Genomic DNA, 458 nt, shown 5'->3' with positions numbered 1-458 from the left:
CCTGGGCGACGAGGTCTACAACGCTCTGTTTGCGCGACTCATGTCGCTGCAGATCCCGCCCGACTCACGCATCAAGATCGATGTGCTGGCTCGCGAGTTGGGGGTCTCTCAGACTCCGATCCGCGAGGCTTTGGCGCGCCTGGAGAACGAAGGTCTCGTCGTCAAGACGCACCTGATCGGCTACCGCGCCGCCTCGCAGCTGAGCGCCAAACAGTTCGAGGATCTGTACGACCTCCGTCTCCTCCTGGAGCCCTATGCCGCCGAGAAAGCGGCGGAAAACATGACGCCTGAAGTGCTGGACGTCCTGCGCGGCCTGGAGCGTGAGATGTCGGCGGGCGAAGGCGATGAACTCGCCTACGGGCGGTTTGCGCAGTTGGACAAACGATTCCACGACGTGATCGCCAGGACGGCCGGGAACACCTTGGTCGAGGAGGCGCTGGCGCGCCTGCACACCCACG

1 protein-coding gene is annotated in these 458 nt (G+C 64.2%); it reads left to right on the top strand.

Annotated features, from left to right (window positions below):
- Positions 1 to 40 precede the first annotated feature (40 nt).
- Positions 41 to 458, top strand: a 418-nt coding sequence (locus DJ017_RS19920; protein WP_264371507.1) for a GntR family transcriptional regulator, incomplete at its 3' end; no start/stop codon positions are given.

The sequence above is a fragment of the Phenylobacterium soli genome, from assembly GCF_003254475.1.
Lineage (GTDB): Bacteria > Pseudomonadota > Alphaproteobacteria > Caulobacterales > Caulobacteraceae > Phenylobacterium > Phenylobacterium soli.
This window is presented reverse-complemented; position numbering and strand designations above follow the sequence as displayed.